23 protein-coding genes are annotated in these 24175 nt (G+C 64.3%); 4 read left to right on the top strand and 19 right to left on the bottom strand.

All coding sequences use genetic code 11. The features are described 5' to 3' along the window. Positions 1-28 precede the first annotated feature (28 nt). On the top strand, positions 29-751 hold the full coding sequence (locus EB835_RS09050) for an alpha-ketoglutarate-dependent dioxygenase AlkB family protein (protein ID WP_135809146.1): 723 nt from the start codon (positions 29-31) through the stop codon (positions 749-751). A gap of 9 nt (positions 752-760) precedes the next feature. Here the strand turns inward: EB835_RS09050 and EB835_RS09045 are convergent, their stop codons facing one another. Genes EB835_RS09045 through EB835_RS09020 form a run of 6 tightly spaced genes read right to left on the bottom strand, consistent with a single transcriptional unit; the run spans position 761 to position 6662 of the window. Beyond that, positions 761-1150: a cation:proton antiporter gene (locus EB835_RS09045; protein ID WP_135809145.1), complete on the bottom strand. Its 390-nt coding sequence runs from the start codon at positions 1148-1150 to the stop codon at positions 761-763. Next, positions 1150-1410, bottom strand: a complete 261-nt coding sequence (locus EB835_RS09040) for a monovalent cation/H+ antiporter complex subunit F (RefSeq protein ID WP_135809144.1) — start codon at positions 1408-1410, stop codon at positions 1150-1152. The genes EB835_RS09045 and EB835_RS09040 overlap by 1 nt, the downstream gene beginning before the upstream one ends. Next, positions 1407-1781, bottom strand: a complete 375-nt coding sequence (locus EB835_RS09035) for a Na+/H+ antiporter subunit E (RefSeq protein ID WP_135809143.1) — start codon at positions 1779-1781, stop codon at positions 1407-1409. The genes EB835_RS09040 and EB835_RS09035 overlap by 4 nt, the downstream gene beginning before the upstream one ends. Beyond that, complete coding sequence (locus EB835_RS09030) at positions 1781-3298, bottom strand: monovalent cation/H+ antiporter subunit D family protein (protein WP_135809142.1); 1518 nt, start codon at positions 3296-3298, stop codon at positions 1781-1783. The genes EB835_RS09035 and EB835_RS09030 overlap by 1 nt, the downstream gene beginning before the upstream one ends. Next, positions 3295-3627: a sodium:proton antiporter gene (locus tag EB835_RS09025; RefSeq protein ID WP_135809141.1), complete on the bottom strand. Its 333-nt coding sequence runs from the start codon at positions 3625-3627 to the stop codon at positions 3295-3297. Before EB835_RS09025 ends, EB835_RS09030 begins: the two co-directional genes overlap by 4 nt. Beyond that, positions 3624-6662: a DUF4040 family protein gene (locus EB835_RS09020; RefSeq protein WP_135809140.1), complete on the bottom strand. Its 3039-nt coding sequence runs from the start codon at positions 6660-6662 to the stop codon at positions 3624-3626. The genes EB835_RS09025 and EB835_RS09020 overlap by 4 nt, the downstream gene beginning before the upstream one ends. A 122-nt stretch (positions 6663-6784) precedes the next feature. Between EB835_RS09020 and EB835_RS09015 the strand changes: the two genes are divergently transcribed. Beyond that, positions 6785-7924: a glycosyltransferase family 4 protein gene (locus tag EB835_RS09015; protein ID WP_205749902.1), complete on the top strand. Its 1140-nt coding sequence runs from the start codon at positions 6785-6787 to the stop codon at positions 7922-7924. Position 7925: 1 nt separating this feature from the next. On the opposite strand, the gene EB835_RS09010 is transcribed toward EB835_RS09015, so the two are convergent. The 12 genes from EB835_RS09010 to EB835_RS08960 form a co-directional block, all read right to left on the bottom strand. Then, positions 7926-8522 carry a histidine phosphatase family protein gene (locus EB835_RS09010; protein WP_135809139.1) on the bottom strand — a complete coding sequence of 199 codons (597 nt, stop codon included), beginning with the start codon at positions 8520-8522 and terminating at the stop codon, positions 7926-7928. Next, positions 8519-8896, bottom strand: a complete 378-nt coding sequence (gene rsfS, locus EB835_RS09005; protein WP_240688648.1) for a ribosome silencing factor — start codon at positions 8894-8896, stop codon at positions 8519-8521. The genes EB835_RS09010 and rsfS overlap by 4 nt, the downstream gene beginning before the upstream one ends. Before the next feature lie 52 nt (positions 8897-8948). Beyond that, a complete protein-coding gene (locus EB835_RS09000; protein WP_135809137.1) occupies positions 8949-10439 on the bottom strand; it encodes a hypothetical protein in 1491 nt (496 codons plus the stop codon). Beyond that, positions 10432-11037 (bottom strand): nicotinate-nucleotide adenylyltransferase, encoded by a 606-nt coding sequence (gene nadD, locus EB835_RS08995; protein ID WP_135809136.1) that lies wholly within the window; start codon positions 11035-11037, stop codon positions 10432-10434. The genes EB835_RS09000 and nadD overlap by 8 nt, the downstream gene beginning before the upstream one ends. Before the next feature lies 1 nt (position 11038). After that, positions 11039-11197: a hypothetical protein gene (locus tag EB835_RS20270; protein ID WP_166820670.1), complete on the bottom strand. Its 159-nt coding sequence runs from the start codon at positions 11195-11197 to the stop codon at positions 11039-11041. Positions 11198-11372: 175 nt separating this feature from the next. Next, positions 11373-12662 carry a glutamate-5-semialdehyde dehydrogenase gene (locus EB835_RS08990; RefSeq protein ID WP_135809135.1) on the bottom strand — a complete coding sequence of 430 codons (1290 nt, stop codon included), beginning with the start codon at positions 12660-12662 and terminating at the stop codon, positions 11373-11375. Positions 12663-12665: 3 nt separating this feature from the next. Next, positions 12666-13832 (bottom strand): glutamate 5-kinase, encoded by a 1167-nt coding sequence (gene proB, locus EB835_RS08985; protein WP_135809134.1) that lies wholly within the window; start codon positions 13830-13832, stop codon positions 12666-12668. Next, positions 13829-15394, bottom strand: coding sequence for a GTPase ObgE (obgE, locus tag EB835_RS08980; protein WP_135809133.1), 1566 nt, complete (start codon positions 15392-15394; stop codon positions 13829-13831). Before obgE ends, proB begins: the two co-directional genes overlap by 4 nt. A gap of 101 nt (positions 15395-15495) precedes the next feature. Then, on the bottom strand, positions 15496-15747 hold the full coding sequence (gene rpmA, locus EB835_RS08975) for a 50S ribosomal protein L27 (protein ID WP_025776788.1): 252 nt from the start codon (positions 15745-15747) through the stop codon (positions 15496-15498). A 13-nt stretch (positions 15748-15760) separates the two neighbouring features. Then, positions 15761-16069 carry a 50S ribosomal protein L21 gene (gene rplU, locus EB835_RS08970; RefSeq protein WP_025776790.1) on the bottom strand — a complete coding sequence of 103 codons (309 nt, stop codon included), beginning with the start codon at positions 16067-16069 and terminating at the stop codon, positions 15761-15763. Between the two features lie 207 nt (positions 16070-16276). Further along, entirely contained in the window at positions 16277-16591 is a 315-nt protein-coding gene (locus tag EB835_RS08965; protein WP_205749901.1) for a chorismate mutase, read from the bottom strand. 127 nt (positions 16592-16718) lie between these two features. Further along, positions 16719-18248 (bottom strand): alanine/glycine:cation symporter family protein, encoded by a 1530-nt coding sequence (locus EB835_RS08960; protein ID WP_135809131.1) that lies wholly within the window; start codon positions 18246-18248, stop codon positions 16719-16721. 140 nt (positions 18249-18388) lie between these two features. Between EB835_RS08960 and EB835_RS20615 the strand changes: the two genes are divergently transcribed. Then, on the top strand, positions 18389-19798 hold the full coding sequence (locus tag EB835_RS20615; RefSeq protein WP_240688647.1) for an SPFH domain-containing protein: 1410 nt from the start codon (positions 18389-18391) through the stop codon (positions 19796-19798). Positions 19799-19876: 78 nt separating this feature from the next. Here the strand turns inward: EB835_RS20615 and EB835_RS08950 are convergent, their stop codons facing one another. Next, on the bottom strand, positions 19877-22903 hold the full coding sequence (locus EB835_RS08950) for an Rne/Rng family ribonuclease (RefSeq protein ID WP_240688646.1): 3027 nt from the start codon (positions 22901-22903) through the stop codon (positions 19877-19879). Positions 22904-23148: 245 nt separating this feature from the next. Between EB835_RS08950 and EB835_RS08945 the strand changes: the two genes are divergently transcribed. Further along, complete coding sequence (locus EB835_RS08945) at positions 23149-23796, top strand: vitamin K epoxide reductase family protein (protein ID WP_135809130.1); 648 nt, start codon at positions 23149-23151, stop codon at positions 23794-23796. Positions 23797-24175 lie beyond the last annotated feature (379 nt).

Raw genomic sequence — 24175 nt, 5'->3', positions numbered from 1 at the left:
CGGGGTCGGCTCTGGCATCCTGGTGGACATGGATTCGCTCTTCGCCGATGAGGCTTTTGACCGCCGCCCGCAGATCGTCGCCCCGGGCGCGGTCTGGGTTCCGGGGTTCCTCTCCCCCGAGGCACAGGTCTGGATCATCGACCGCTACGCAGAATGGCAGTCGGGGCCGGTCCCGCCGCACGCGACGACGATCGCCGGACACCCGATGAGCGTGAGAACGATCGGGCTCGGGTGGCATTGGAGACCGGGCCGCTACGACCGACGAGCCACCGACGTCAACGATCGTCTGGTCCTGCCCTTCCCCGACTGGATGACCCGATTGGGCCGCCAGGTCCTTGAAGCTGCGACGAAGGCAGTCGGCGACGACGCCGAGCACCCACCGAGCACGGCCGTCGACTGGGGATTCGAGCCCGGCGCATACGAGCCTGATGTCGCCCTCGTGAACTATTACGACGAACACGCGAAGATGGGCATGCATCAGGACAAGGACGAGTTCGATCCTGCACCCGTCGTCTCACTCTCCCTCGGCGATACGTGCCTGTTCAGGTTCGGCAACACGCAGAACCGCAATCGCCCCTTCGAGGACCTGAGGCTCGCGTCCGGGGACGCCTTCGTCTTCGGCGGGCCCGCCCGCTTCGCCTATCACGGGGTGAGATCGATCCGACCGGGAACCGCACCCGAACACGGACGGCTTGACCACCTCGGCGGAGGCAGGATCAACATCACAATGCGCACCACCGGGCGAAGCTGATCGTCGCGATCAGGCCTCGGCGACGTCCGGGTCGTCGTCGATGACGCCGTCGGGCGGGTGAGCCAACCGGTTCGGGTCCGTCTTGCGGTGAACAGGCTGTCCGGAGAGCACGGCGGAACGAGCGAGCGTGTTGCTGGCCACCGAGGAGACGATGATCAGGCACAGCACCGCGACGACGGCCATGAGCGTCGACGGCCACGAGAATCCCGCCGAATACAGGTCGAAGACATAGGCTGCGGCCACGATGAGAGGCATGCCCAATCCGGTGGCCGGAGAGAACACGTTGATCCGGGACAGTGCGTCGCGGACTCGGAACATCGCCAGGGCGGAGCCGAGCAGCAGCAGAGACCCCGTGATCCCGAAGATCCCGACGAGTGTCGTGGCGAGTGCTTCGTTCATCAGCGGTGCCCCCTCGTGAGGATGCGCGACAGCGCGATCGTGGCGAGGATCCCCACCATGGAGGACAGGAAGATCACGTCGAGGACGATCGACGAGGATACGGCGATGCCGAGCATCGTGACGATCGCGATGGCCGAGAAGTAGATGAGGTCGGAGACCACGGCGCGTGAACCCTGGTCGCGAGCGGTGAGCACGCGGACGAGGCCGGTGATGATGGCTGCGGCGAGGATGACCGCGCAGATGCTTGCGATGATGATCATGGGCGGTCCCCCTGCGAATCGGCGTGTGGTCCGGGTGCTCGTCCGCGGGTCATGGCGAGCAGACGGGACTCCATGTCGATGAGCCCGTCGAGGGCGGATTTCTCTGACACCTCGAACAGGGCGTGGACGAAGATCACCGGAGGGGTCGTCGACGTGCCGGCGGCGATCGCGGTGACCAGGGTGCCGGGGGTGATGGTGATCGAAGACGCGAAGAGGGTGACTTCGAGGTCGGTGGCGCAGCGCAGCGGGAGTTCGACGATCATCGGCTGGGCGTAGTCGGCACGAAAGAGCCGGGCGACGATCGTCGACGAACCCGTGATGATCGCCCACACGATGAAGCCGACGTAAGAGATGCCGTGGATGAGCCGCATCAAGGTGTCATCACCGCCTGGATGTAGTCGCCGTGATCGAGCAGCCCCTCGGCTGCCCGGTGCGTGAGGTCGAGCAGAGGCTCCGGGAAGCAGAAGAGCGCGACGGAGAGACCGATCATGATCGTGGCGGGCAGCAGCAGACGGGCCGGGATGCGCACGCTGCGCATGATCGGTTCGGCCGGGGCACGTCCGGTCTCTGCAGAGTCCGGACGGTAGGACTGCATCGGCGGTCCCCAGAAGGTGTTGCGCCAGGTGCGCTGGAGAGCCAGCAGGCTGATCAGGGCGCCTGCGACGATGGCTCCGACGAGAACCCATCCGAAACCGTCTCCGGTGTCCGTGGAGGCGATGATGAGTCCGACCTTGCCCCACAGCCCGGAGGCGGGCGGCAGGCCGATGAGAGAGAAGAGCCCGAGGACCATGAGGATGGTCGCCCACCGCTCCCGCGAAGCCAGTCCGGAGAGTCTGCGGAAGGAACCGGTGCCGTAGGTCTGCTCGACGGCGCCCATGATGAGCAGCAGACCCGCCATCGTGATCATATGGTGGATCATGTAGAAGGCGCCGGCGCCGAGAGCCGCCGAAGTCAGCAGGGTGACGCCGATGAGGATGTGCCCGACTCCGGCAGTCATCTGGAATCCGAGGACATTGCGCACTCGCACCTGCCCGAACCCGGAGATCGCACCGATGAGGATGCTCGCCACCGCGACGAAGAGGATGACGATCGCCCACGGGGCGGGTTCACCGTAGACGGTGGTGTAGATGCGGTAGATCGCGTAGAGCCCGACCTTCGAATGCAGACCCGAGAACAGCGACATCATGCCCGCCGAGGTGTTCGGATAGCTGCGCACGAGCCAACCATGGAAGGGTGCGCCGCCGGCCTTGATGAACAGCGAGAGCAGCACCACGCCCAGAGCGATCGCGGCCTGGCCGGTCGGTCGGCCCTCATCAGCGAGGACGGCGAGGTTCACCGTTCCGGTGGCGCCGTAGACGAATCCGACGCCGATGAGCAGCATCGTCGAGGTCAGCAGGTTCACCATCACGTAGAGGCGGCCGATGCCGAACCTGCGCCAGGTGCCGGTGACGGCGATGAGCGCATAGGCGGGCAGCATCATCACTTCGACGAAGACGAAGAAGTTGAACAGATCGCCGGTCAGCAGAGCGCCGTAGACACCGGTGAGCATCATCAGAATGAGCGCGGGAACGAACCGGTACTGGTCCTCACCGGTGGTGACGAGGAAGAGGCTGCTGATGAACGCGACGAGCGAGGTGAGCACCAGCATGAGTGCGGTGAACGTGTCGGAGACGAACACGATCGCCAGGCCCGGGACATAGTCGCCCACCGAGTGTGCGATCACCGGGGTCGTGCCGTGGACGCCGAGGAGGGCGATGCCGCTGCCGCCGACGAACCCGGGAACCGCAAGCAGCAGCAGCCGGTCGAAGGTGCGTGAGGTGATGAGCACGCTCAATGCCGAGGCCAACAGCGGGACGCCGATGAGCAGGAGGAGCAGAGGTGAGATCATGAGTCGCGCTCCTCCCCAGTCTCGGGGTGGCGTTTCTGGTCGTCGTCATGGCCGAGCACGGCCAGCGCCAGCATGAAGATCGTCACCGCCAGGGTGATGACGATGGCAGTGAGGACGAAGGCTTGAGGCAGCGGGTCGGCCGCCTCGGCGAGGTCTCCGCGTCCTGCCAGAGGTTCCCCTCTCCACGCACCGACTCCGGCCGACAGCAGGATGAAGTTCGCGGCATGGGAGATGAGGGTGAGTCCGAAGACTCCCCGGACCATGGACCGCTGCATCATGAGGTAGACGCCGCCGGCGGTCAGCACGCCGATCGTCAGTGCCAGGATCATGCGTCCTCCTCGTCTCCGCCGGCCGGTGGGTCCCCGTGGAGGATATGAGTCGATTTCGCCCGCACCTTCGCCTCTTCGGCCTCTTCCGGACCGAGGCGGCGGCTGCGTTCGGGTCGTTCGCCGCGGATGGCTTCCATCGGGCCGCTCAGCTCTCCGTACAGCAGCTCATCGGCACGTTCGCGGGTGCGCTCGACGTCGCGGCGGATGATTCCGTTGGTGAGGACATCGTCGCCGGCCGGTGTCGCCGCAGAGTCGGAGACGCCGAGGAGGTTGAACGACAGCAGCATGAGGCCGAGCACCGCCAGGTAGACGCCGAGGTCGAAGAGCATCGACGTCGTCCAGTGCTGACCGGCGAATTCGGTGTGCATGGGTTTGAGGAACGAGCCGGCGAACAGGAGTCCGATGATTCCTGTGACCACGGCCGTCGCTACTCCGGAGCCGATGAGGTGCAGGGGCGCACGCGGTGGACCGATCGTCCGGTCCTTCGGTGTGGACAGGTAGGCCAGTCCGATGACGGCGGACCCGACGAGGGCGGCGATGAATCCGCCTCCCGGAGAGTTGTGGCCGCGCCAGAAGATCACCAGAGAGCTCAGCGCCAGCAGCGGGCCGAGGACCTTGAGAGTCAGCTGCAGCGGGATCACGTTCGGCCACGCCTCATGGACGGCACGATATGCGGTGGTGCCCTTGGGGCGGATGGACACCCACGGGGGACGCGGCGGTTCCGGGATGTTCTCAGCCGGCGGGTCGATGAACTTGTCCTTGACCGTCGACATCACCGCGACGATCGCGATGCCGGCCATGCCGAGGACCGTGAGCTCGCCGAGGGTGTCGAGGGCACGGAATTCGACGAGGATGGTGTTGACGATGTTCTCTCCGCCGCTGATCTCCGGGGCCTTGTCGAGGTAGTACTGGCCGAGATCGGAGCGTTCCCGGCGTCCGTTGAGCGCCAGGGTCAATCCGGTCATGGACGCACCGACGATGATCGCCAGAATCAGTCGCGGGGCCTGCTGGCGTTTCGGGTATCGCCAGAACGAGCGGGGCAGCTTCTGGAGCACGAGCATGATGACGATGATCGTCATCGCTTCGACGAGCAGCTGGGTCAGGGTGACGTCCGGGGCACCGAGAGCCAGTATCTGCACAGTGGCCAGAATGCCGATGGACGAGAGCGCCACGACCGTGGTCAGACGCGAATGCGAGGTGCACAGGACGAGCACCGCCACGGCGATGAGGATGAGCAGGATGACGTCCACGGGACGGCTGAGGTCATCCTGCAGCGGAGGCAGGTCGTCGAAGACAACGGGAATCGCAGCAAGAGCGATCACGCTCAGCCCACCCAGGGACAGTGCGAGGTAGGGTCCGGAGTTCATCGGGCGGACGAAGACGGAGAGTCCATGCCCCAGCCTCTTGAGCCCAGTCGTCAGTGAGTCGATGACATCGGAGCCGTCGAAGGGCAGTGTGGCCTTGTGGAAGAAGACGAAGACGCGCGAACGGCGGAGGATGATGAACACGCCGATGGCGATGATCAGGCCGGACGCGAGCAGTTCGATGTTGAATCCGTGCCACAGCGCCAGTTGCACATGTTCGGTGGCTGTCGGCGCAGCTGCCCGCACCACGGCGTCGAGCGGGGTGTCGAAGAGGAAGAGGACGAAGCTCAGCGGGATCGAGGCCAGGATCGGCAGGGCCGCGGCGATGAGCATGACCGGGGAACCGCGGTGGACGTGACGCGGTTCGGGTTCGCGACCGTCGATGAAGCTGCCCCAGACGGTTTTCGCACAGTAGGCGAAGGTGAGCACGGAGGCGCCGACGGCCACGAGCAGGGCCATCCACCCGGCCCAGGTGCCGCCGGGGGCCTGCCTGAGCGCGGTGAACAGCGATTCCTTGGACACGAATCCCAGCAGCGGCGGAATCCCGGCCATGGACCCGCAGCCGATGATCATCACCGCGAATGCCGCCGGTGCGGTGCGCATGAGTCTCGGGATCCGTGCGAGGTCGCGGGTGCCGGCGAGGTGGTCGACGACTCCGACCATCATGAACAGACCGGACTTGAACAGTGCGTGAGCGATGACATGGAGAGCGGCAGCGGCGATCGCGGCTTCGGTGCCGACGCCGATGACCGCGGTGATGAGACCCAGCTGTGACACCGTCGAATACGCCATGAGCTTCTTGACGTCATGCTGGTTGAGTGCGAACCAGCCGCCGAGGCAGGCGGTGAGGAGCCCCGCGGTGATGAGCAGGATGTTCCATGCCGGTGTGGTGTGGAACGTCGGTGAGAACCGCAGCATGAGGAAGATGCCGGCTTTGACCACGGCGGCCGCGTGCAGATACGCGGAGACCGGGGTGGCCGCGGCCATCGCGTCCGGCAGCCACGGGTGGAACGGGAACTGAGCGGACTTAGTCATAGCGGCGATGCCCACGAGCAGCGCCACGAGCGTCGTGATCTTCGGCTGGCCGGACCACACCGGGGAGCCGATCGCGTCGGCGAGGTTCGTCGTCCCTGTCACTGCGATGATCGCTCCGGTGGCCACGAGCAGGCTGAGGCCGCCGATGAAGGTGAAGAACATCGTCCGCAGGGCCGGTGCCTGCCCGGGAGATCCAGAGCGGGCGATGAGGAAGAACGACGCCAGGGAGGTCAGCTCCCAGCAGACGAACAGCACGATCACATCGTTGCTGAGCACAAGGGCGACCATGGAGAACGTGAAGATCACCATCAGCCAGTAGAAGCTCGTGTTCCGTCCTGGGCTGAGGTATCGGGTCGAGAAGACGAAGACGACGGCCCCGATGATCAGGGCGATATAGGTGAACACGACACCGATCCCGTCGGCGCGCAGGGCTAAGTCGACGCCGAAGCTGGGGATCCACGGATAAGACACCTCCGGGTTCCGCCCGGCCATCACCTCGGCGGCGGTGGGGGTGAACAGCGCTGCCACACCCAGGTAGGCGATGGCGAGCGGCCACCCGCTCTCCCGACCGGTCAGACGGGTGAGAACAGGAGTGAGAACGACCAGTGCGGCCAGAGCTATTAGCGTTAGGATCATGAGCGGGCCTCAACGGCCGCGGGCACAGGTGATGATTCCTTCACTCACTGATCCTTCAGCGCAGAGTGCGCATTGTGACAGACACAGACTTTCGAAGATTCAGACTATCGACTCGGAGTACCATGAGCAAAAGCACAACGAGCCTTCAGACCTCGCCTGGGCTGTCAGTCTTCTTCGACGCGCGCTTCACTCGCACGACTCACCACGACGGGATCTCCCGCTACGGTTCGTGTCTGCTCTCAGCTCTGCTGAAGACCGTCGAAGGCACGGAGATCGACGTCACCGTGATCATCAGCGATCAGGCCCAGCTGGCACTTCTGCCCGAATGTTCGTGGGTCGAACTGGGTGACCCCACCTCCCCCACCGAGGTGGCCATCGCCGGGAAGCTCAATGCCCTGGGCGCCGATGTCGTGTTCTCCCCCATGCAGACGATGGGCTCGTTCGGCCGCCGCTACGGACTCATTCTGACCATCCACGACCTCATCTACTACTCCCACCCCAAGCCGCCCGGCGACCTGCCGCTGCCGGTCCGACTGCTGTGGCGGGCCTATCACCTGAGCTTCGTCCCGCAGCGGCTGCTGCTCAACCGGGCTGATGCCGTGGCGGCGGTGTCCGCGACGACGCAGGACCTCATCGCCGCCCATCATCTGACGAATCGTCCGGTGCAGGTGGTGTCCAATGCCGCCGAGGTGGCCGCCGCCTCAGCACGCACCGTGAACCGTCACGATGCGAAGACGCTCATCTATATGGGCGCCTTTCTGCCGTACAAGAATGTGGAATCACTCATCCGCGCCCTCGAATATCTGCCGGGATGGACTCTGCACCTCGCCAGTCGCATCGAGGGCCGGCGGGAGGCCCAGCTGCGTGCCCTCATCCCCGACCGGGCGAAGGTCGTCTTCCATCGGGGAGTCAGCGATGAGGAGTATGCGCGTCTGCTCGAGAAGTCGACGGCCTTGGTCACGGCCTCGCGTGAGGAAGGCTTCGGCCTGCCCGTGATCGAGGCGATGGCTCAGGGCGTGCCCGTCGCCGTTTCGGATATCCCGATCTTTCGGGAGATCGCCGCCGAGGCGGCCGAATACTTCGATCCGGAGGATCCGCGGTCGATCGCGCAGGCGGTCACCCGGCTCACGGATGCCGAGAGGTGGGCGGAACGGTCCGCAGCCGGTCAGGAGCAGTCACAGGTCTTCGATTGGGCGGCCTCGGCCGCCTCGCTCGTCGAACTCATCCGGTCCGTTGCTGCGCATCGACACCCGGAGAGCTGAGTCAGTTCGACAACCTGCCCCAGCTGCGCAGCACCCAGTTGGTGCCGGTGAAGATGAATTCTCCGTGTCCGCAGTTCCCGAGTACGCCGAGGCGTCCCGTCCCGTTCATCTCGACGAGGATCTCGGCGGCTGCGCGCAGCACCGCGCCGTGAGCGACGATCGCGATCGTCTCAACATCGGCAGACTGCACGGTCTCGGTGATGGCGTCAGCGACTCGGCGGCCCGATCGGGAACGGGATTCTCCACCGGGCGGTGCGACATCCGCTCCGGACGCCCATTCGGCGAGTTCTTCCGGCCAGGTCTCGGCCACCTCGGCGCGGGTGGAGCCTTCCCACTGCCCGAAGGCGGCCTCGCGCAGCCGTGAGTCGCGAACGGGATCGACACCGATGAGTGCCGCCAGGCTGTCGGCCGTCTCAGCGGCGCGGGAAAGATCGGAGGAGACGATGAGTCCGGGTCTCAGCTCTGCGAGGACCCGAGCGGCCTGCTCGGCCTGGATTCGGCCCGTGTCGTTGAGGGGGACGTCGGTCTGACCCTGGAAGCGACCGGCGACGTTGAAGTCCGTCTGTCCGTGACGCCAGAACAGAACGGTCTTCGTCATTTGTCGGTGCCGGGTTCGGGCAGCTGCAGATCGATGACGGGAACGTCCTTCCACAGCCGCTCGAGAGCATAGTATTCGCGCTGTTCGGCGGAGAAGACGTGGACGACGATCTCGCCGAAGTCGAGGAGCACCCAGTCACCTCCGCGGCCTTCGCGGCGCAGCGGAGTCCGGTCATGGACGAGCTGAACCTCTTGCTCGATGGCATCGATGATCGCGCCGATCTGGCGTTCGTTGTCGGCAGAGACGATCAGGAACGCGTCGGTGATGTAGAGCGTGGAGCCCACATCGAGGCCGATGATGTCGGTACCGAGCTTCTCGTCCGCGGCTTTGGCAGCGGTTCGAAGCAACTGGGTGGATTCGGCGATCTCGCTCACAAGATCCTTTCGCATGGATGCGGCTGTGGAGGTGGTGGGAACCAGGTAGTGCTCAGAGGAACATGACCAGGGCGATGACGATGAGTGCCAGAGCGAAGAAGGCGGCCACACCGAGGACGATATAGGGCATCTTCGAAGGCTCTTCGCCCATCAGGATCTGTCCGTCCTGCCCGGTCACCGAACTGGCGCGGATTCGCGAGCCGGGAGGGTTCACGGTCTCTTCGTCCTCGTAGTCCGAGTTCGGCAATGACCATGCTTCGGGCACTGCGTCCATCGGTCGGGTCTCCGGGTTCGCGGCCAATGCACGTGCAGCGTCATCGGATCCGGTGTCTCCGACTGATTCGTCTGCCTGGCCGGCTGTCCGGCCGGACTGCGCGTCCTCACCACGACCGGTCTCCGGCGTCTGCTGTGTGCCGGCGTCGCTCGCGTGGGTCTCGTCGACCTCGGGGATCTGCGCCGAGGCGGCAGTGACGACACGGACTCCGGACGTCGAGGGCGGCTGCACGATAGGCATCCGGCGAGACCGCGATGCGGGCTCGTCACCGGCATCGGCATCGTCGGCCTTGTTCGCCGGTCCAGGCTCGTCCGAGGCGACCGTGTCGGCAGCGGGCTGATCGGTGTGGTCTGTGACTGACCCGGCCTGTCCGTCCCCGGCGGAGCTGTCGGGAGAGTCGGTCGTGTCAGCTGTGTCAGCGGGACCGTCCTTCTCGGTCCCGGTGCCGAGCGCCGGAGCATCTCCTTCGAGGGCCGAGTACGGCATCGACAGCGCATCGTAGGGTTCGCTCTCCACCGACGTCGGGCGCGGGGCCGAGGTGTCGGTGACAGGGGCTTCGAAGTCGCGGGCGGCGACCTCGTCGGAAGCTCCCCCGAAACCTGCCGTGTCATAGGATTCGGGTTCGGTCGCGGCGGTATTCGCTTCCGATTCCTTCGGAGCGCTTGACTCGTCCGAGGTGCTTGACTCGTCCGGGGCCTCCGACTCACCTGGAGTGTCTGCTGCGGACTCCGCGTCCACGGAGCCCTGGTCCGCAGCGGCGGATTCTGCACCCGAGACTTCGGGGATCGGACCGGTCAGACGACCTTCGGCAGCAGCCTGGCGTTCGGCCAGCTCGGTCTCATCGGCGACGACCGGCATCGCTCCTGTGGACAGGTCGCCGTGCAAGGAGAGTCCGTGTTCGCGCAGATACCGCTTCTTCTCCGCACGCGATTGGAAGTGCGGCAGTGGAGTGCGTGTCGGATCAAGGCGATCCTCGGCGTGGACCGGAGGCCGCGACTCCTGCGGGTGGTCGGATGCCAGTGCACCGCGTTCGTGGCTGTTCCGCGGCGAAGGATTGGGGTCGATGCGCGAGGCGGCGGTGTCGTCTGTCGCTTCGGCCGCCGGTTTCGCATCGGGCTTCTTCGGCGGCAGCGGGCTGAGGAGTCCGGCACGAGAGTTCGGCGCCTCTGTCGGCTGCTCAGGAACCTCTCGTGCTTCGAACGCCTGTTCCGCCGCGAGCCTCTCGGCTTCGCGCCGTGCTCGACGTGACGTGAACTGCTCCTCAGCCATTCTCACTCCTGTACAACTCGTACTTCGCGATGTACTGCACCACGCCGTCCGGTACGAGATACCAGACGGGTGCTCCATCCATCACCCGTTGTCTGCAATCCGTGGACGATATCGCCAGTGCAGGGATCTGCACGAGACTCAGCCGGTCGACCGGCAGCCCCTCACCGTGGAGTTCGTGCCCGGGCCGGCTGACTCCGACGAAGTGGGCCAGGGAAAACAGCTCATCCACATTCTTCCACGTCAAGATCTGAGCCAAAGCGTCCGCGCCGGTGATGAAGAACAACTCGGTGTCAGGACCGTAGCTGCGGGCGAGGTCGCGCAGCGTGTCGATCGTGTAGGTCGGTCCCGGCCGGTCGACATCGGCTCGGGACACGGTGAACCGCGGATTCGATGCCGTGGCGATGACGGTCATCAGGTACCGGTGCTCGGCGCTGCTGACCTCTTCGACGTCCTTCTGATACGGCCGTCCGGTGGGGACGAAAACCACCTCGTCGAGGTCGAAGGTCGCCTGGACCTCACTTGCCGCGACGAGGTGGCCGTTGTGGACGGGGTCGAAGGTGCCGCCCATGACACCGACTCTGCGTCTGTTCTCTGCCATATCAGTGGCGGTGCGAGATGCCCTTCCACGACCGAGTCACAATGCCCATCGTGATGAAGATCGCCAGGGTGATGAGTCCGTACCAGATCGGATCCATCGGCAGCTCGACGTGGGCTGCGTGCTCCCCACCTTCGGCTGCGGCCATAATGGCTGCGTTCACGTCATTACTCCTTACTCAGTGATCCGACGCTTCAGAGGCGCATCGGCCGTTACCTTCTCAGTTTCTCATGAACGACCCGGGAATCCGGCATCGACATGACTTCTTCCACATTCGATGTCTCCCCTGGTCGGGCAGTTCGTGCCCCGTCCGGAGGAGAATCGGTGCCTGAGCGATGTCAGGAACGGACCTGACCGTTGCCCATCATCACCCACTTCGTGGTCGTCAGCTGTTCGAGCCCCATGGGCCCGCGAGCGTGCAGCTTCTGCGTGGAGATGCCCACCTCTGCACCGAAGCCCAGTTCTCCGCCGTCGGTGAACCGGGTGGAGACGTTGACGCCCACCGCTGCGGCGTCGATGGCGGCGACGAAGGTGTCGGCGTTGTCGAGATCCTTCGTCACGATCACCTCCGTATGACCGGAGCTGTAGGCGCGGATGTGGTCGATGGCCTCTTCGATTCCGGAGACGAGTTTGATCGCGATCTCGAGTCCCAAGTACTCTTTGGCCCAGTCCCGCCGCGATACGCGCTTGATCTTCATCCCCGCCGGTGCATGCGCTGATACGTCGGAGTCCGCGTGGACGATGACACCAGCGCCGTCGAGACGTTCGAGCATCTTAGGCAGCACGCGTTTGGCGGCCTTCTCGTGGACGAGAAGGGTCTCCAGCGAGTTGCACACGCTGGGTCGGTGCGTCTTCGAGTTGAGGACGAGGTCGACCGCGGTCTTCACAGTCGCGGTGGAATCGATGAACATGTGCACATTGCCCACACCGGTTTCGATGACGGGCACGATCGACTCCTGCACGACCATGTTGATCAGCTCGGCCCCACCTCGGGGAATGAGCAGATCGACGTAGTCGCGGGCGTGCATGAGCACGTTCGCCCCATCGCGTCCGTACTGATCGATGCCGTTGATCGAGTCGGCCGGCAGGCCCGTCGATTCGACGGCGCGCCGGAGGATGGAGATGATCTCCTGGTTCGAGTTCTGGGCGGCCGAACCTCCGCGCAGCACCGAGGCGTTGCCTGATTTGAGGGCGAGAACGGCGATGTCGACGGTGACGTTCGGGCGGGCTTCGTAGATTGCGCCGATCACACCCATGGGCACGCGGTTCTGGGAGAGTCGGATGCCGTTGGGCAGGGTGCGACCGACGACGATGTCGCCGACCGGGTCCGCCAGGTCGATGACCTCTTCGACGGAATCTGCGATCGCTGCGATGCGATCGGCGTCGAGCCGCAGACGGTCGATCAGGGCGTCGCTCATTCCGTTCTCGGTGCCGGCGGCGATGTCGGCGCTGTTGGCTTTGACGATGCGATCGGTGTTCGCACGCAGGGCCTCGGCGATGGCGCCGAGCGCTGCGTTCTTCTCCGCGGTCGCGGTCGTCGTCAGCAGGCTCGAAGCGGCCTTGGCACTGCGCACTATGCGGGTGACCCCGCGCACGGTCTTCGGGTGGATCTCGGCTGCTGCTGTCATGGGTTATCTCCCCCCGCTCACGTGTGTGAGAACGAGATCGTTTCGATGGATGACCTCTTTACGGTAGTCATTTCCCAGACGGGTGCCAAGTTCCTCGGTTGTGGACCGGAACATCAGCGGCAGCTCGTCCGAGGAGAAGTTCGTCATTCCGCGAGCGATGACGACACCGGCGAGATTGCGGATCTCGACCGGGTCACCTGCTTCGAAGTCTCCGCTGCAGGCGGTGACGCCGGCAGCCAACAGGGAGGTTCCACGGGAGAGCACAGCGGTCTCGGCTCCCTGGTCGATCGTGACCGATCCGAATGTCCGGGCCAGATGGCGCAGCCACAGCAGGCGTGTGCCCCGACGTTTGTGAGTGACCGCGAAGTATGTGCCCACAGCTTCCCCGGCCAGCGCCGAGGCGACCCGGGGTGCCGAAGTCAGAACGGCCGGAATGCCGGAATCGGCGACCATGATTGCGGCGTCGACTTTCGTGGCCATTCCACCGGTGCCCGTTCCGGCTGTCCCGACGCCGCCGATCGCGAGGTCATCGAGGTCACCGGGTCCGTGGACCCGATCGATCAGCTGCGAGCCCGGCTGATCCGGAGGACCGGAATAGAGTGCGTCGACGTCGGACAGCAGCACGAGGGCATCAGCGTGCGCCAGGTGTGCGACGAGAGCGGCCAGGCGGTCGTTGTCGCCGAAACGGATCTCTTCGGTGGCCACGGCGTCGTTCTCATTGACGATGGGCAGAGTGCCCAGGGCCAGGAGTTTGTCGATGGCCCGCTGAGCGTTCTTGTACTGGGTGCGGCGGATGAGGTCATCGGCGCTCAGCAGCACCTGGCCGGGTACGAGGTCGTAGCGGCCCAGGGCTCGCGTGTAGGCGGCCATGAGCAGGCCCTGTCCGACTCCGGCGGCAGCCTGTTGGCTGGCCAGGTCACGAGGACGCTTCTTCAGCCCCATGGGTTCCAGTCCCGCGGCGATCGCGCCGGACGACACGAGGATCACTTCGTGTCCGGCCGACCGGTGAGCACCGACGACGTCGGTCAGGGCGATGAGTTTGGCTTCGTCGAGGCCGCCGTCGATGGTCGTCAGCGAGGAGGAGCCGACCTTGACGACGATTCGACGGGCCCGAGCGATGTCTTCACGAACAGACGCTGCGGAGGAGTCCGCCTGCACTGCGGCACTCACTCCTCGTCGGCTCCCTCAGCAGACTCCGTCGCTGATGCCGGGTGCTCGCTCTTACGCTGGTGACGTTCGGCCAGGCGTTCCTGTTCGAACTCGGCCCGCGTCGCGGCCTTCGCATCCATCTTCTCGTGATAGGCGGCCTTGCGTTCCCTGCGTGTGGCTCGGGATTCGTCGTCGAGTCGGGCATCGGATCCGCGGGAGCCCAGCAGTTCGGCACCGCCGACGGTCGTGGGATCCCAGTCGAAGACGACTCCGTCGTCTCCGCCGACGACGATCGTGTCACCGGGTTTGGCACCAGCCTTGAACAGGGCCTCTTCGACGCCGAGGTGATCGAGACGGTCGGCGAGGTAACCGACGGCTTCATCGTTGCCGAAATCCGTCTGCTGCACCCAGCGGCGAGGTTTGTCCCCGAGGACGCGGAACAGCGGTCCGTCGGAGCTGTGTTCGGCGCGGACTTCGAAACCTCTGTCGTCGACGGCCTTCGGACGGATGACCACGCGCTGCGGTGTGGCTTCGTGCTCGGCCCGACGTGCACGTTCGGCGAGCACGAGGTCGGCCATGGCGAATGAGAGTTCCCGCAGGCCGGCATGGCTGACGGCTGAGATCTCGAAGACTCGGTAGCCGGCGGCCTCGAGGTCGGGGCGGACGATATCGGCGAGGTCGCGGCCATCGGGAATGTCGACCTTGTTCAGCGCCACGAGCTTCGGTCGCTCGGAGAGCGGGAGCAGTCCGCTGCCGTCGTCGAGGTCGACGGCATACGCGGCGAGTTCGGATTCGATGATCGTCAGGTCGGAGACGGGGTCGCGTCCCGGTTCCCAGGTGGCCATGTCGATGACATGGACGAGACCCGCACAGCGTTCGACGTGGCGAAGGAATTCGAGGCCGAGTCCCCTGCCCTCGGATGCGCCGGGGATGAGTCCGGGAACGTCGGCGACGGTGTAGCGGGTGTCTCCGGCCTGGACGACACCCAGGTTGGGCACGAGTGTCGTGAACGGGTATTCGGCGATCTTGGGCTTCGCAGCCGAGAGTGCAGCGATCAGGCTCGACTTGCCCGCCGACGGATAGCCCACGAGGGCGATATCGGCGATGGTCTTGAGTTCGAGGACGAGGCTGACGGCCTCGCCCGGCTCACCGAGGAGCGCGAATCCGGGCGCCTTGCGCTTCGTCGACGCCAGGGCGGCGTTGCCGAGCCCGCCGCGGCCTCCGGCGGCGGCGGTGAACTCGGTGCCGTCCTCGACGAGGTCGGCGATGAGGTCACCGTTGGTGTTCTTGACCACGGTGCCTTCGGGTACGTCGACGACGAGGTCTTTTCCGTCGGCTCCGTGCCTCAGGTCGCCTTTGCCGATCCCACCGTCGTCGGCGCGCACATGTGGGCGGTGGTGCAGGGGCAGCAGGGTCGTGGTCTGACGGTCGACGCGGAAGATGATGTTTCCGCCGTTGCCGCCGTCTGCGCCGTCGGGTCCGCCGAGGGGTTTGAACTTCTCGCGCCTGATCGAGGCGCATCCGTTCCCACCTGCGCCGGCAGCCAGGTGAACAGTGACACGATCTACGAACTCGGTGGCCATAATGTCCTTATATCAGATGAAGGGTGAGTCATTCGACTCACCCTTCATGCTCCCTTCTTCAGGGAGAAATCATATTGACGACGGATCGGATCCGGAGAGGATCAGGCTCCGACGATATTGACGATCTTGCGACCGTTGCGGGTGCCGAATTCCACAGCGCCGGCAGTCAGAGCGAAGAGGGTATCGTCTCCTCCACGGCCGACGTTGGCTCCGGGATGGAACTTGGTTCCGCGTTGGCGGACGATGATCTCGCCGGCCTTGACTGCCTGGCCGCCGAAGCGCTTCACGCCGAGGTACTGTGGGTTCGAGTCGCGACCGTTGCGGGTCGAGCTGACTCCCTTTTTGCTTGCCATGAGAAGTCTCCTCTTACTTGATGTTCGTGATCTTCAGGCGGGTGAGGTCCTGGCGGTGGCCCTGACGCTTCTTGTACCCGGTCTTGTTCTTGTACTTCTGGATCACAATCTTGGGACCGCGGAGTTCACCGGCGACCTCAGCGCTGACCGAGACCTTCGCCAGAGCGTCGGGATCGGTCGTGACCGTCTCACCGTCGACGAGAAGTACGGCATCGAGTTCGACGCTGTCTCCAGCCTTCGCCTTCATTCGGTTGACTGTGATGATATCGCCGACGCTCACCTTTTCCTGGTGACCTCCGGCGCGGACGATGGCATAGACCATGGTCGAACCCTCTTTCTGTTAAAACACAAACGAACGGCGGTTGTCCCTTGGCTGCCGCAGAACGGATCCTGCAGACATCCCATTGAGAGGAATCACCAGCCGTGGCGCGTCACGCGCACCGACGGTCGATTCTAGTCGAACCCGCACAGCGCAGGCAAACTCATTCCGGACCCGCCGGGGCCCGAACCGCACGCCGTGAGGCATCTCTCATTCGCGGGAGTCGGCGATATGCTCATGCCGACGGATCACCTCGGCGACGATGAAAGCCAGGAACTTCTCTGCGAGGTCCGGGTCGAGCTGTGATTCTTCGGCCAGCACTCGCAGCCGTGCGACCTGTCGGGCCTCTCTTGATTCATCGGCTGGAGGCAGTCCGTGATCGGCCTTGAGCTCACCGACTCGTTCGGTGAGTTTGAACCGCTCCGCCAGGAGATGGATGAGGGAGGCGTCGATGTTGTCGATGCTGCCGCGCAGCTCCGAGAGCCGTCTGAGCGCGTATGTCTTGTCGTCTTTGTTCTGCTCCACATCCACAGTCTAGCGATGACCGGACACGGCAGTGTGCCGCATCCGAACGGAGGCGGCACACTGCCCTCACGTCGAGCGAATCCTCTGTCTCACTCGGCGGCGACCCCAACCTCGGGGAGCCGGCTGCTCAGGCGGTCTGCTCGACCGGAACAGCGTCGACGGTGCTCGGATCGCGCAGCGTTCCGGCCTTGCGGTCGGCAAGGTACTTCTTCATCTCCTTCTTCACCACCGGCATGAGCAGATAGAGGCCGAGGATGTTGATGAAGGCACACATGAACAGTGCGGCGTCGGCGAACTCGACGACCTTGGAGAAGCTGGCGATGCAGCCGACGATGACGAAGAGGCAGACCAGAGTCCGGAAGACCATGATCGTGGCCTTCGAACGTCCGAACAGGTAGCTCCATGCCCGCTCCCCGTAGTACGCCCATGTGATGAGGGTGGAGAAGGCAAAGAGGGCGACTGCGATGGCCAAGAGGATCGGGTACCAGGAGGCGACGGTGGAGAACGCGTCTGAGGCGAGAGCGACACCGCCGATCTCACCCTCACCGAGGTCGTTGCGGTACGAAGCCTGGTTGGCCACGATGATCGTCAGCGCGGTCATGGTGCAGATGATCACCGTGTCGATGAACGGCTCGAGCAGTGCGACGAACCCTTCGGAGATGGGTCGACGGGTCTTGACTGCGGAGTGGGCGATGGCCGCCGAACCGATGCCTGCCTCATTGGAGAAGGCCGAACGCTGGAAGCCGATGATCATGACGCCGACGATGCCGCCGGCCACGCCCTGCGGGTTGAACGCTCCGGCGAAGATCTCTCCGATGGCGTTCGGGATGTTCTCGAAGTTGAGTGCGAGCACGAGGAGGCAGGAGACGACGTAGAAGATGGCCATCCCGGGCACGAGCTTGTCGGTGACCTTCGCGATCGAACGGATTCCGCCGAGGATCACCAGCGCGACGAGTGCTGCGAAGATGATTCCGAACACGAGAGAAGCGAAGGGACCGGCCAGGAAGCCATCGTCTCCGCCGGTGGCCGTGCGAACCTGAGCGAAGGTCTGATTGGCCTGGAACATTCCTCCGCCGACCACACCGAAGATGAGGATCGCGATCGCGAAGAGTCCCGTCAGCGCAGTGGCCACGGGCTTCGAGAAGCGACGGAAGGCGACGGGAAGGTACTTGAATGGGCCGCCGTGGACGACCCCATTCTCGTCGATCTCACGGTATTTCACCCCGAGGGTGCATTCGACGAACTTCGTACACATGCCGAGCAGCCCAGCCACGATCATCCAGAAGGTCGCCCCGGGGCCGCCGAGTGCGATGGCCACGCCGACGCCGGCGATGTTGCCCAGGCCGACGGTTCCCGACAGGGCGGAGGCGAGAGCCTGGAAGTGAGTGACCTCACCCGGGTCGGTCTTCGAGGAGAACTTGCCGCGGATGATCTCGAGCGAGAGCTTCGCTCCGCGGGCCTGGATGAAACCGAAGTAGACAGTGAAGACCGCTGCAGCGAAGATCAGCCAGATGACGACGAAGGGGAACGAGAAGTCCCCGATGGTGATCGGAAAGAAGATGATGTTGCCGAACCACGTCGCAATCGGATCGAACCACGAGTTGATGGCGTCGTCGACTGGAGAGACCGGCTCTGCTGAGATATGAAGATCATTCATAGTGTGCAAACCTACTGAGACCTGCGTCACATTCAAGCGTTCCACGTTGTGAGACCATTTCAGTTATCAAACCGTTACCAAACAAGGCGATCGGGGTGCTTTTGAGATTCGCGTCTCGTTGCCTGGCTTAGACTGGGAGCATGACTCAGAACCCTCAGCAGCCAGGTCAGAGGCCGAATCGATCGCCGAACCCATCCCGTGATCGCGGCCCCGTCCCCAGCGGTGATCCGAGCACGCATATCCAAGCCGGCCACAGCCTGCCCGCGTCCTATCCTGGGGCGGAGGCGGTGACGAACCCCAACGGACACTACGGATCTCAGGGGGCGCAATCCGGATCGATCGGCGGTTCGGAGACGACAGCACCGTATGGTCCGCCCGCCGGAGCACAGGCGAACACCGGCGCCCCTCCGCACCACGGTGAAGGCTCACCACTGCCCCCGGCACCGCAGTCTCGTCATACTGACAGACAGGCCCCCGTTTCAGGTCCGAATTCAGTGCCGAACCCGAACTCCGGGTCCGCACCCGCCGCACCGCAGACACCGAACCAGGGATCCCGACGGCCCGGTGCGCAGAGGCCGAACACCAGTCAGGATCCGTCCGGTTCGGGTCGGCCGAACTCCTCCCCCACACGCATCGTCTCTCCTGACGGGGAACGGGTACGTGAGAAGCCGGCCGGTGGGATCTCGGGCTATTTCGCGATCATCGGTGCCATCGTCCTGCTGCTTGCTGCTGTGCTCATGGGCATCATCGGCTTCGTCATGAGCTTCGCCCAAGTCGCCGTCGGCGTCGTCCTCTTCATCATCGCCGTCCTGTGCTTCATCGCCTCGATGTTCCTGTTCAAGGGGTGCACCTCGGTCGCACCCGGGCATGCTGTCGTCCTCCAGCTCTATGGCAGATACGTCGGCACAGTCCGGCAGTCAGGACTGCGGTTCGTCAATCCCTTCTTCACGAAGGACCAGATCTCGACGCGTATCCGCAATCATGAGACATCGACGCTGAAGGTCAATGACCTCGACGGCAATCCGATCGAGATCGGCGCAGTGGTCGTCTGGCAGGTCCGGGACACTGCGCAGGCCATGTTCGAAGTAGATGACTTCGAAGAGTTCGTCGCAATCCAGGCGGAGACCGCGGTTCGCCACATCGCGAACTCCTATGCGTATGATTCCTCGGACCCGCGCCGCATGTCGCTGCGTGACAACGCCGACGAGATCACCTCGCGGCTCTCCGACGAGGTTGCTGCTCGGGTGATGGCTGCAGGTGTCACGGTCATCGAATCGCGCATCACCCAATTGGCCTATGCTCCGGAGATCGCCCGAGCCATGCTCCAGCGCCAGCAGGCCACTGCAGTCGTGGCTGCGCGTCAGCTCATCGTCGAAGGGGCCGTCGGCATGGTGGAGTCGGCGATCGAAGAGATCGAAGGACGGCAGATCGTCAAGCTCGGTCAGTCCGAACGCAGCGATCTCGTGTCGAACCTCATGATCGTGCTCTGCGGAGACCAGGCGGCACAGCCGACGATCAGCACCACCCGCAATCAGCAGTCCGCAGGCTGAGCTGCGGGGCAGAGTCTGCCGGACGCAACGACGCCCCGCCGACGTCATTCGTCGGCGGGGCGCTGTCGGTCTGGCGCCTCAGTCCTCGCCGATGATGACGAACGAAGCCGGCAGCTGCTCCTGCTTGGACTCGGGAGCCTGCTTCGGTTCGCTCTTCTTCGCCGGAGTGCGCTTGACCGGTGCCGCGGCAGCGACCTTCGTCTCGCTGTCCGAGCCGATCATCAGCGGCAGGTCCTTCGATTCTTCGGCGGCAGGCTTCGTTTCGGTCGTGTCCTTCTGCCCGGTCGCAGGCTTCTGTTCTGCCGACGGGGTCTGCTCGCCGCCGCTCGACTTCTCACCGGATGATCCGGTCTGCGAATCATCGTTCCGATTCGAGCGCGACCGGCGCCGTCCGTTGCGTGAGCGGGAATGGGACTTTCCGCTCTCAGGCTTGCTCGCCGAGTCGTCGGCGTGAGTCTGGGCGTCGGACTTCGCCTCGGTCGATTCGGTATCGTCCTTCTTCAGGGTCGCCTTCGCGATCGCGGCGACGGCTGACCGGGAAGCATCGGAAGACACGGCTTCTTCGGTCGATTCGGGCTCATTGTTCTTGGACTTCGAACCAGAGTCACCCCGAAGCTTGCGGTCGCGGCGATTGTCGTGGTTCGACGACCGGTTCCCTCGGTGAGCCTTCGAGCCGTCTTCCTCCGAGCCCGGAAGCAGCAGCCCCCGCCCGGTGAGGTCCTCTCCGGAGCTGACCAGGGATTCGGCGAGTCCCGTGCCGATGCGTTTGCGTGTCATCTGCACGAGTCCCAGCGAGGTCACCTCGGCGACCTGATGCTTGGTCCGGTCGCGACCGAGGCACTCGACGAGGCGGCGCACCACGAGATCGCGGTTGGACTCGAGCACCATGTCGATGAAGTCGACGACGATGATTCCGCCGATGTCCCGCAGTCGGATCTGGCGGATGACCTCCTCGGCGGCTTCGAGGTTGTTGCGGGTCACCGTCTCCTCGAGGTTGCCTCCGGACCCGGTGAACTTGCCGGTGTTGACGTCGACGACCGTCATCGCCTCTGTGCGGTCGATGACGAGCGAACCGCCTGAGGGCAGATTGACCGTGCGCTGGAGCGCCTTCTGGATCTGCTCTTCGATCCGATAGTGGTCGAAGATGTCCTCGTCCTCGTTGTAGCTGTGGACACGTTCCAGCAGATCTGGGGCCACGGACTCGACGTACTCGTGAATGGTGTTCCACGCACTGTCGCCGTCGATGACCAGCGAGCTGAAGTCTTCGTTGAAGACATCACGGATGATGCGCACGATCATGTCCGGCTCGCTGTAGAGCAGCTGCGGCGCAAGCACCTTCGTCGACTTCGACTTCTTCTCGATCGTCTCCCACCGCTTGGCGAGGCGTTCGACATCCCGCGAGAGGTCGGTATCGGTGGCGCCTTCGGCGGCTGTGCGCACGATGACGCCGTTCGAATCCCCGACGAGCTGCTTGAGCAGCTTCTTCAGACGGGCCCTCTCATTGTCGGGCAGCTTCCGCGAGATTCCGGTCATCGAATTGCCGGGCACGTAGACGAGGAAACGCCCGGGCAGAGAGATCTGACTGGTCAGGCGGGCACCCTTGTGCCCGATCGGATCCTTCGTCACCTGCACGAGCACGGCATCGCCGGGGCTCAGCGCAGTTTCGATGCGGCGCGCCTTGCCATCCATGCCGAGGGCATCCCAATTGACCTCACCGGCATAGAGCACCGCGTTGCGGCCCTTACCGATGTCGATGAATGCCGCCTCCATGCTCGGCAGCACGTTCTGGACCTTGCCCAGGTAGACGTTGCCGATGAGCGAGGACTGCTGACGGTTCTCTTTGAGGTAGTGTTCGACCGCGATCCCGTCTTCGACGACGACGAGTTGTGTCTGGTCGCCGCTCTCCCGCACGAGCATCGTGCGGTCGACGGACTCACGGCGGGCGAGGAATTCGGCCTCGGTGATGACGGGGCGGCGACGTCCGGCTTCGCGGCCTTCCTTACGGCGCTGGCGCTTGGCCTCGAGGCGGGTCGACCCCTTGAGCGAGGTGACTTCGTCGCGGTCGGTGCTGCGGGTGCGGGAGCGACGACGACGGCGACGGCGCGAACCGTTGTCAGAGTCGTCGTCACCATCGTCCGAGTCGGAATCGTCGGAGTCCTTGTGACCCGACTTCGAATTCGAGTCTTCGGCATCCGAATCGGAGGTCTGCTTCGTTCCTCGGCTGTTCGACCGTGCTCCCCGCTTCGACGACTTGGAGTCCTGGCTGTCGGCGGAGTCCGATGAGTCGTCTGCGGAATCCTGCGAGTCATCGGCAGAATCCGAGGAGTCATCGTGGGAGTCATCGCGGGTGCGCGAGCGGCGCCCGCGACCGCCCCGACGTCGACGCGGACCGTTGGAGTTCTCGTCCTCGTCGCTGTCGCTCTGCCCGTTCGGCTGCGAGGACGAAGCGTCGTCATCGGTCTTGTGGGAATCGTCCCAAGAATCGTCGGAGTCGTCGTCCTCGATCGTGACGACCTCAGCGTGTTCGGCCTTCGGCACCTGAAAGATCAGTCCGCCGTCATAGGGCACAGCTGGATTGGTGCGAGGTTCGGCTGCGGCGGCCGCCGGAGCAGGAGCAGCGAAGGGATTGCGTGGGTCGAAGCTCGGCGCCGACTGCGCGGTCGACGAGGCGTCGTCCGAGTCGGTGACGTCATCCGAGTCCTCGTCGTCGGCCTCGTCATCGTTGTCCGACGCTGCGCGGACGAACTCTTCGAAGACCAGTCCCCGATTGGCCACGGCATCGCGTGCGGATTTCGGGCTGCCTCCCCCAGGGGTGGGTTCGTCAGTCCCGTCGCCGTCGTCAACATCGTCGTCGTTGTCATCGGCGTCGCCGATGCGCAGCGATTCGGCTGCCTCGGCGATGTCATCGAGGCGTGCGCGCACAGTGTCATCGACATCCTCGGACGCGGTGCCCTTGGCACCTGCCGACTGCTGCAGATTCGCGAGGTCCGCGAGAATGCCTTCGGTCGGATCTGTCGGCTCTGTGCCGTCGTTCGACGTATCGTTCATCGTATCTCCCAGTCCGAAGACGCCGTCCACACCGTACGGATCTTCGGATCCTTGCATGGTCCTTGGGCGGACCGAAACTTGTGGATGGCACGTTCGGCTCGCGCTCAGCGCGTAGGCCTTCGGTGCTGCCTCATCTTGTTGTCGACCTGCGAGGTCATACCCTCGACTCGGTGGAGGCACTTCTCCTGCTCGGTGTGAGAACAGGTATCCGTCAGACCATTATGTCACACAAGTGCCTCTGTGCTGAGGTTTCGTCAGATCCGGGGTTTGCCGCGCGGGACGCAGCCAGGCATTCTTGAGGGGTGAACACCACACTGAGCCACTCCGATGACCTCGACACCGCTGATGCCACCTCGTCGTGGGTGCTCAGATCCGCCCCGTTCGGAATCTTCCTCATCATCGCCTCCGCCATCGGCTTCCTCGCCTCATTCTCCCTGTCGGCGGAGAAGTACGAGAAGCTGGCGGACCCGGACGTCGTGCTCTCCTGCGATCTCAACCCGTTCTTCTCCTGCGGTTCGGTCATGGAACATGCCGAAGCGGAATTGCTGGGCTTTCCCAATCAGCTCTTGGGCGTGGCCGCCTTCGTCATCCCGCTGCTGCTCGGCGTGCTCATCCTGTCCGGGACCCGTCTGCCCCATTGGGTGATGATCGGACTGAACATCGGGCTGGGCTGCGGTGTGGCGCTGGTGATGTTCCTGTTCTACGTCTCGATCTACAAGATCGGTGTCGGCTGCCCGTGGTGCATCGTGGTGTGGACCGTAACGATTCCGATGTTCATGAGCGTCACCGCTGGCAATGTGCTCACCGGAGCTTTCGGCCGGCGTGCAGCGGACAATGCCGTGCTGAGGGTCCTGGCCAAAGAGAACATCGCCCTGTCCGTACTGTGGATGCTCATCATCTTCGCCTGCATCGTCGTTCAGTTCTGGGCGTTCTTCTCCAACCTGCTCTGAGCCTCAGCCTCTTTGATGGCACAGAGCCTTTCCGCTGCCGCCAGGTCTTCGGGTTGCACAGGGCCGTCCCGGTTGAACAGTGCCTTTCCGCTTCCGCCAAGTCTTCGGGTTGCACAGGGCCGTCCCGGTTGCACAGCGCCTTTGCTCGAATCCTCATTCACGGCTCATCTCTCGAGCCACGTCCCCACCCACAGTGACGCCTCACATTGCATACGCCTCTCAACACATTGCGTACGCTTCTCACCACAATACGTACGCTCACGACCAGATCCGGTTCCTCACATCTGTGCGCAAACAGATGTGAGGAACGTAAAGTGGCGCTGAGCATTCGGATGCAGTGAGGGCGCCCCACCGACCGGTGGAGCGCCCTCACTGATTC

It is taken from the genome of Brevibacterium sp. S22 (genome assembly GCF_004745485.1).
Lineage (GTDB): Bacteria > Actinomycetota > Actinomycetes > Actinomycetales > Brevibacteriaceae > Brevibacterium.
The sequence above is the reverse complement of the archived record's forward strand: the minus strand, read 5'-3'. Positions and strand labels throughout refer to the sequence as shown.

Coding starts and splice junctions, on each gene's coding strand:
- EB835_RS09050 (WP_135809146.1), top strand. CDS start 29: ATGGATTCGCTCTTCGCCGATGAGGCTTTTGACCGCCGCCCGCAGATC.
- EB835_RS09045 (WP_135809145.1), bottom strand. CDS start 1,150: ATGAACGAAGCACTCGCCACGACACTCGTCGGGATCTTCGGGATCACG.
- EB835_RS09040 (WP_135809144.1), bottom strand. CDS start 1,410: ATGATCATCATCGCAAGCATCTGCGCGGTCATCCTCGCCGCAGCCATC.
- EB835_RS09035 (WP_135809143.1), bottom strand. CDS start 1,781: ATGCGGCTCATCCACGGCATCTCTTACGTCGGCTTCATCGTGTGGGCG.
- EB835_RS09030 (WP_135809142.1), bottom strand. CDS start 3,298: ATGATCTCACCTCTGCTCCTCCTGCTCATCGGCGTCCCGCTGTTGGCC.
- EB835_RS09025 (WP_135809141.1), bottom strand. CDS start 3,627: ATGATCCTGGCACTGACGATCGGCGTGCTGACCGCCGGCGGCGTCTAC.
- EB835_RS09020 (WP_135809140.1), bottom strand. CDS start 6,662: ATGATCCTAACGCTAATAGCTCTGGCCGCACTGGTCGTTCTCACTCCT.
- EB835_RS09015 (WP_205749902.1), top strand. CDS start 6,785: ATGAGCAAAAGCACAACGAGCCTTCAGACCTCGCCTGGGCTGTCAGTC.
- EB835_RS09010 (WP_135809139.1), bottom strand. CDS start 8,522: ATGACGAAGACCGTTCTGTTCTGGCGTCACGGACAGACGGACTTCAAC.
- EB835_RS09000 (WP_135809137.1), bottom strand. CDS start 10,439: ATGGCTGAGGAGCAGTTCACGTCACGTCGAGCACGGCGCGAAGCCGAG.
- nadD (WP_135809136.1), bottom strand. CDS start 11,037: ATGGCAGAGAACAGACGCAGAGTCGGTGTCATGGGCGGCACCTTCGAC.
- EB835_RS08990 (WP_135809135.1), bottom strand. CDS start 12,662: ATGACAGCAGCAGCCGAGATCCACCCGAAGACCGTGCGCGGGGTCACC.
- obgE (WP_135809133.1), bottom strand. CDS start 15,394: ATGGCCACCGAGTTCGTAGATCGTGTCACTGTTCACCTGGCTGCCGGC.
- rpmA (WP_025776788.1), bottom strand. CDS start 15,747: ATGGCAAGCAAAAAGGGAGTCAGCTCGACCCGCAACGGTCGCGACTCG.
- rplU (WP_025776790.1), bottom strand. CDS start 16,069: ATGGTCTATGCCATCGTCCGCGCCGGAGGTCACCAGGAAAAGGTGAGC.
- EB835_RS08960 (WP_135809131.1), bottom strand. CDS start 18,248: ATGAATGATCTTCATATCTCAGCAGAGCCGGTCTCTCCAGTCGACGAC.
- EB835_RS20615 (WP_240688647.1), top strand. CDS start 18,389: ATGACTCAGAACCCTCAGCAGCCAGGTCAGAGGCCGAATCGATCGCCG.
- EB835_RS08950 (WP_240688646.1), bottom strand. CDS start 22,903: ATGCAAGGATCCGAAGATCCGTACGGTGTGGACGGCGTCTTCGGACTG.